Here is a 6145-nt window from a genome sequence, read left to right on the forward strand (position 1 = left end):
GGATCGCACTGTCGTCGCTGCGGAACGGCGTACCGGTCAGGGCGAGGCGGCGGGTGGCGTCACCGAACGCCTCCCGGATGGCGTCACCCCAGCTCTTCGCGTCACCACCGTGGTGGATCTCGTCGAGGATGACCAGCGTGCGGCGGCTCTCGGTACGGACCCGGTGCTTGAACGGGTGCGAGGCGACCTGCGCGTACGTCACCACGACACCCTGGTAGTCGCTGGACGTCTGCCCGGTCGAGTTCGAGAAGTACGAGTCCAGCGCGATGCCGTTGCGCGCGGCGGACTCGGCCCACTGGTGCTTGAGGTGCTCGGTCGGCGCGACCACGGTCACCTGATCGACGGTGCGATCGCGCAGCAACTCCGACGCGACCCGCAGCGCGAACGTGGTCTTACCGGCGCCCGGCGTCGCGACCGCGAGGAAGTCCTGCGGTCCGGTGGACAGATACTTCGTCAGCGCACGACGCTGCCAGGCACGCAGGGATCCTGCGGGTCTGGCCGGTTCCGTCTGTGCGAGGTAAGCCTCGGTGCCCACGATCTGCGCGGCCTCGGTTTCCACTCTCGGCGCCGACTGGGAGCCCACYGTCTCAGCACTCACGGGCTGCCCTCCGCTGGCATGGCACTGTTTGCTCGCACTCCTCGGTATTCGATCGACATGTCCGGGTCCACACCCGAAGGCGCTGTCCGTCAAGGAGCCTAGCGTCCGGATCCGACGCGAACCGCATTCGCGACATCCGATAGTGACAGATTTGTCGCGACACGAGGACAGCAGCGGTGGGCAACCGGGCGTGTCGTCAGGGATGCTGGAAACATCATGACCGAAACACCCTCGACAACGCCGCAGAGTGGCGGTGACCCACCCCGGTCCGGGTGGCATCCGCTACGTCGCACACTGAGCGTGATCGGTCGCACAGCGAGCAAGGCCTGGGACGATTCCATCTTCGGAAAGGCGGCCACGGCGGCGTTCTGGCAGACGCTGTCGCTGCCCCCGCTCCTGCTGGGGCTCCTCGGAATGCTCGGCTACGTCGGCGGCTGGTTCGGGCCCGACACCGTCGACATCATCCAGTCGAAGATCATCAATTTCAGCGGGACGGTGTTCAGCGACAGCGTCGTCGAACAGATCATCCGCCCGACGGTCGGCGACGTACTCGAACGCGGACGTCCCGAGATCGTGTCACTGAGCTTCCTGCTGTCCCTGTGGGCCGGCTCGTCCGCCATTTCCACGTTCGTGGACTCGATCGTCGAGGCCCACGGCCAGCAGGAGGCGCGGCACCCGGTGTGGCAGCGCGTGTTCGCGTTGCTGCTCTACGTGATGTTCCTGATCCTCGCCGTGTTCACCCTGCCGCTGGTCGCGCTGGGTCCGACGCTCGTCGGCAGGGTGCTCCCGGAGGCGTGGCGCACGATCGGGACGGAGATCGTCGACACGTTCTACTACCCCGGCGTGGGACTGCTGCTCATCGTCGGCCTGACGACGCTGTACAAGGTGGCGCTCCCCCGATCGCTGCCCTGGCACCGGCTGCTCGGCGGCGCACTCGTCGCGGGGGTGTTCTTCCTCGGAGCGAGCACCTGCCTGCGCCGCTACCTTTCCTGGGTGGCCGGAACCGGGTACACGTACGGGGCGCTGGCCACGCCGATCGCGTTCCTGCTGTTCACGTTCTTCCTGGGGTTCGCGGTGGTGCTCGGTGCCGAGTTCAACGCCACCGTCCAGGAGTTCTGGCCCGCCCGTGCGACGCGCATCGACCAGATGCGGGATTGGATCGCCGCGCAGGCCGAGAGTTCGCCGTCGACGGGTCCGGTGACCAGCCTCACACGTCGCATCGCCACCGGTCCGATCAAGGTCGTCGGAGACCGGGCCCGTCCGGATGCGGCAGAGACGGAGTCCGGGAACGGCGACGAGCCCGACGGCCCGGTACGAGAATCCCCCGAGCCACCGGGTGTGCGACGAGCGCCGGCGAAGCCTCAGTCGCCCTTGCGCAATCCTTCGTAGATCTTCTTGCAGTCGGGGCAGACCGGCGATCCCGGTTTCGCGGACTTCGTCACCGGAAACACTTCGCCGCACAACGCGACGACGTGAGTGCCCATGACGGCGCTCTCCGCGATCTTGTTCTTCTTGACGTAATGGAAGAACTTGGGAGTGTCGTCATCGGTCGACTCGTCGGTGGTGACGTCGGGCCGTTCCTTGGTTTGAGTGCTCACCCCTCAATAATGCCGCAACCGGCCGACGAACCCACCCCCTGTGTGCATTTGCCGCCCGACAGTGGAACAGTGGAGTCATGGCACGAAGTGCAGGGTTCGGTGGGTCCCACGACGCCGGCTCCCCGAGCAATCCGGTTCTCATCACCGAGGCAGCGCGATCCATCGAGGATCAACATCGCGCCCGTGTCCGCAAGTACCTGCTCATCATGTCCTTCCGGTTCCCCGCGCTGATCTTCGCGGCGGTGGCGTACGGCATCTGGGAGAACCCGTGGATCTCGATGGCGATCATCGGCGTGTCGATCCCGCTGCCGTGGATCGCGGTTCTCATCGCCAACGACCGGCCGCCGCGCACCAAGGACGAGCCCAGCCGGTACGACCACCGCGAGTCGCMCTCCACCGCGCTGCCCGCGCCGCCGCACCACACGATCGAGGGCTGACGCGGTCGGGCGTGCTGCAACAATGCACGGGTGAACCGTGACGAGCTGCTGTCGATCTGCCCCTCTCTGCGTGAGGCCCTCCGCCGCAACCGGTACGACACGGACACCCTGCTCGATGCGCTGGGCCCCGAGGTCCATGCGGCGCTGAGCCGCAACGAGCCGGTCCCGGTGCGCCGGGCCAGCGCCGGCTGCGGCGAACTCGGCACCCTGATCCGCCTGTTCCTGCTCACCGACGACTGTCCCGTCGGCGAGGTGGCCGCGGCGCTCTCCCCGCTCCCGGTCGAGGACGCTGTGGCAGCAGGCCTGCTCGAATCCGACGGTGACGTCGTCCGCGCGGCCCTCGACCTCCGTCCGATGGACATCGGCGGGGGCAACCGCTGGGTGCTCTCCGACCTCGACGGCTCCCTCCGCCCCCGCGAGACCCCCGTCGACCACGTCATCGGCGTCGGACACGCGTCGCTGTCGCTGCTGCAGGCCACCCCGACCGCGCCGGTCGGGACACTGCTCGACGTCGGGACCGGCTGCGGCATCCAGGCCCTGCACGGCACGTCCTACGCCGACTCGGTGACGGCCACGGACCTGAATGTCCGTGCCGTCGATCTGGCGGCAGTCACCGCGGCGCTCAACGAGGAGCAGGTGGAACTGCTCGCCGGCTCGTGGTTCGAGCCGGTCGAGGGCCGCACGTTCGATCAGGTGGTGGCCAATCCGCCGTTCGTCGTCAGCCGCGCCCGGGTGGGTCACACCTACCGCGACTCCGGACTCGACCTCGACGGCGCGAGTGAACTGATGATCTCCCGCGTGGCGGACTACCTCGCGCCCGGCGGCACGGCGGCGCTGCTGGCGTCGTGGATCCACGTCGAGGGCGAGGACTGGCGGGCCCGGGTGGCCTCCTGGCTTCCCGCCCACGGGATCGACGCGTGGGTGGTTCAGCGGGATGTCGCGGACCCGGCCCTGTACGTCGGCACCTGGATGCGGGACGGCGGCCTCGACACCCGGGACCCGGCCACCGCGACTATTGCCGAGGACTGGCTGGATCACCTCGCGAGYGCGAGCGTCGAGGGGGTCGGCTTCGGGTTCGTCTACCTGCGCCGGACCGACGCACCCACCGATCTGATGGCGGAGGATCTCACCCACGGCTTCATCGACCCCTTGGGCGCGGAGGCGCTCGCGTACTTCGAGCGGGTGGCGTGGCTGCGCGAGCACGACGTGCTCACCGCACGTTTCCGCGTGGAGGAGAGCACCGCCCTGGAGCGGGTGTTCCTGCCCGGCGACGAAGGATGGACCCAGGTGGTCGCCCGGTTGCACCGCGGGAACGGCCCGGCGTGGCAGCACGAGATCGACGATCTCGTCGCGTCGCTCGTCGCGGGCATGCGCGGTGACGGCCTCGTGCTGGGCGAACTGATCGAGCTTCTCGCCGCCGCCCACGGCGTCGACGCCGAGGACCTCGCGCAGTCGGCCGTGCCACTCGTGCACGCCCTCGTCCGGCACGGACTCGTGCTTCCCGCGTAGCCGTCGGGTTCCCGATCCGTCCCCCTTATACGTGTTCTCAGCAACTTCTCAGGACCGAATCGAGGAACCCGCAGGTCACAGCCTCTTCGCAAATTACCGGCCGGGAACTTTCCCAGGCCTTCGGTGCGTTGATCCATATGAGACACCACCGATGAGGAGGCAAGTCATGACAAGCCCCAGCACCACTACTCGCATTCGCCCCAGCGCTGCCGATCTGGACGCCCAGAGCCCCGCTGCCGACCTGGTCCGGGTCTACCTGAACGGAATCGGCCGCACGGCTCTGCTGACGGCCGCAGACGAGGTAGAACTGTCCAAGCGAATCGAGGCTGGGCTGTACGCCGCGCACATCCTGGAGACCGGGAAGCGACTCTCCCCCGCCAAGAAGCGCGACCTCGCGACGGTCGTCCGTGAAGGACAGTCCGCCCGCGCGCACCTCCTCGAGGCCAACCTGCGGCTCGTCGTCTCGCTCGCGAAGCGCTACACCGGACGCGGAATGCCGCTGCTGGACCTCATCCAGGAGGGCAACCTGGGTCTGATCCGCGCGATGGAGAAGTTCGACTACGCGAAGGGGTTCAAGTTCTCGACGTATGCCACCTGGTGGATTCGTCAGGCGATCACCCGCGGCATGGCCGACCAGAGCCGGACGATCCGGCTCCCAGTGCACCTCGTCGAGCAGGTCAACAAGCTGGCCCGTATCAAGCGTGAGCTGCATCAGCAGCTCGGGCGTGAGGCGACGGACGACGAGCTGGCCGAGGAGTCGGGCATCCCGGCGCACAAGATCGCGGATCTCCTCGACCACAGCCGCGACCCGGTGAGCCTCGACATGCCGGTCGGTAACGACGAGGAAGCTCCCCTGGGCGACTTCATCGAGGATTCCGAGGCCACGTCGGCGGAGAACGCCGTGATCGCGGGTCTCCTGCACAGCGACGTGCGCAGCGTGCTGGCCACCCTCGACGAGCGTGAGCAGCAGGTCATCCGCCTCCGTTACGGTCTGGACGACGGTCAGCCGCGCACTCTCGACCAGATCGGCAAGCTCTTCGGGCTCTCCCGTGAGCGTGTCCGTCAGATCGAGCGCGAAGTGATGGGCAAGCTGCGTCAGGGCGACCGCGCCGAGCGGCTGCGCTCCTACGCCAGCTGACGAGAGTCTCCCACCCGGTATCAGCGCCGGTGCCGGTCGTACGCGACCGGCACCGGCGTTGCGCTGTCTGCGGGACCGGGTGACCGGTCAGCGCAGGCGGCGGGGGCCGAGGTCGGCGACGCTGGGTTCCGGGCCGATCCGCACGCGCGAATCGGTGATCTGCGCGCCTTCGGCCGACGCGAGCACGGGTTCGCAGGCCAGTTCCCGTACCTCCGGGAGGTCGTCGGCGAGGGCGGAGATCCGCTGCACGAGGTCGACGAGAGCCGATTTGTTCACCGGTACCGCGCTCCGGTAGCCGGACAGCAGCGGCGCCGCTTTCGGTGCGTCGATCAGTTCCGTTGCGGCGTCTTCGGTGAGGGGCAGCACCCGGTAGGCGCGGTCGCCGAGGAGGTCGGAGATCACGCCGGCAAGTCCGAACGAGATGAGCGAACCGAACGACGGGTCGTCCTGCACGCCCACCACGCAGCCGATTCCCTTGGTGGCCATCCGCTGCACGTGGAGTAGCGGTTCACCGGACGCCGCGGCGAGGTCGCGGTAGGCCCAGCGGACCGAATCGGGTCCGACCAGATCGAGGCGGACGCCACCGAGGTCCGGCCGGTGCCGCCACTGCTCCCCCGTCGCCTTCACCGCGACCGGGTATCCCAATTCCTCGGCGGCCTGCACGGCCTCGTCTTCGGTGGTGGCGGAACGAAATTCCACGACGTTCACGCCGTAGCACGCGAGGAGTTGCGATGCCTCAAAGTCCGACAGCCAGCGTCCGGACGACGCCGCGAGCCAGCCGTCGATCATCGCTTTCGCCCGCTCCGGATCGATCCCGTTGGGGCGCACCACTTTCGAGGACGGTTTACTCTTCCACGCCGAGTAC

7 protein-coding genes are annotated in these 6145 nt (G+C 68.2%); 4 read left to right on the plus strand and 3 right to left on the minus strand.

The features are described 5' to 3' along the window. Positions 1-559 (minus strand): DEAD/DEAH box helicase (locus tag AC1D1G_RS40115; protein WP_477956376.1); only part of this gene is annotated, 559 nt, incomplete at its 3' end. A 255-nt stretch (positions 560-814) separates the two neighbouring features. Here AC1D1G_RS40115 and AC1D1G_RS40120 point away from each other — a divergent pair. Continuing rightward, positions 815-1987 carry a YihY/virulence factor BrkB family protein gene (locus AC1D1G_RS40120; protein WP_477956372.1) on the plus strand — a complete coding sequence of 391 codons (1173 nt, stop codon included), beginning with the start codon at positions 815-817 and terminating at the stop codon, positions 1985-1987. On the opposite strand, the gene AC1D1G_RS40125 is transcribed toward AC1D1G_RS40120, so the two are convergent. Further along, positions 1960-2196 (minus strand): DUF3039 domain-containing protein, encoded by a 237-nt coding sequence (locus AC1D1G_RS40125; RefSeq protein WP_005240826.1) that lies wholly within the window; start codon positions 2194-2196, stop codon positions 1960-1962. The two genes, AC1D1G_RS40120 and AC1D1G_RS40125, sit on opposite strands and share 28 nt — an antisense overlap. Positions 2197-2273: 77 nt before the next feature. Here AC1D1G_RS40125 and AC1D1G_RS40130 point away from each other — a divergent pair, with 77 nt between their 5' ends. The 3 genes from AC1D1G_RS40130 to AC1D1G_RS40140 all read left to right on the plus strand — a co-directional run bounded on the left by AC1D1G_RS40130 (position 2274) and on the right by AC1D1G_RS40140 (position 5280). Further along, the gene (locus AC1D1G_RS40130; RefSeq protein WP_477956373.1) at positions 2274-2633 is read left to right on the plus strand and encodes a DUF3099 domain-containing protein; all 360 of its coding nucleotides are present in this window, start codon (positions 2274-2276) and stop codon (positions 2631-2633) included. Positions 2634-2663: 30 nt separating this feature from the next. After that, the gene (locus tag AC1D1G_RS40135; protein ID WP_477956374.1) at positions 2664-4142 is read left to right on the plus strand and encodes a DUF7782 domain-containing protein; all 1479 of its coding nucleotides are present in this window, start codon (positions 2664-2666) and stop codon (positions 4140-4142) included. Positions 4143-4308: 166 nt separating this feature from the next. Then, complete coding sequence (locus AC1D1G_RS40140) at positions 4309-5280, plus strand: sigma-70 family RNA polymerase sigma factor (protein ID WP_005261102.1); 972 nt, start codon at positions 4309-4311, stop codon at positions 5278-5280. An 87-nt stretch (positions 5281-5367) separates the two neighbouring features. On the opposite strand, the gene AC1D1G_RS40145 is transcribed toward AC1D1G_RS40140, so the two are convergent. Further along, positions 5368-6145 (minus strand): acetate--CoA ligase family protein (locus AC1D1G_RS40145; RefSeq protein ID WP_477956375.1); only part of this gene is annotated, 778 nt, incomplete at its 5' end.

Source organism: Rhodococcus sp. P3_B8, assembly GCF_056402775.1.

What these genes read in the sequence shown, in the direction of transcription:
- AC1D1G_RS40120 (WP_477956372.1), top strand. Translation starts at nt 815, where the DNA reads ATGACCGAAACACCCTCGACAACGCCGCAGAGTGGCGGTGACCCACCC.
- AC1D1G_RS40140 (WP_005261102.1), top strand. Translation starts at nt 4,309, where the DNA reads ATGACAAGCCCCAGCACCACTACTCGCATTCGCCCCAGCGCTGCCGAT.